1 protein-coding gene is annotated in these 340 nt (G+C 34.1%); it reads left to right on the plus strand.

What is annotated here, in order from left to right; translation table 11 throughout:
• Positions 1–325, plus strand: a 325-nt coding sequence (locus tag PLH26_RS20850) for a PIN domain-containing protein (protein WP_324587950.1), incomplete at its 5' end; no start/stop codon positions are given.
• Between the last annotated feature and the right edge of the window lie 15 nt (positions 326–340).

Below are 340 nucleotides of genomic sequence, written 5' to 3' on the forward strand. Positions count from 1 at the left end.
ACTTCCGAAATGGGTTGAAATTTTAAGTGTTGCTGACATGTCCAAGCAGCAGCTTCTTGAACTGCAAATAGAGAAAGGTGAATCCAGTGCAATTGCTTTGGCTTTGGAAACACCCAACAGCACAATTATTTTAGATGACCATAAGGCAAGAAAAATTGCAAACCAACTTGGCTTAGCATATACAGGAACAATTGGCGTAATAGTAAAAGCAAAACTTAAAGGAATAATTCCGAGTATAAAACCAATAATTGAAAAAATTAAACGAACTAACTTTAGAATATCGGTTGAAATTGAAATTCAAGCGTTGAAGCAGGCGAATGAATAAAACAAAAAAGAATAT

Source organism: Agriterribacter sp. (assembly GCF_035444585.1).
Lineage (GTDB): Bacteria > Bacteroidota > Bacteroidia > Chitinophagales > Chitinophagaceae > Agriterribacter.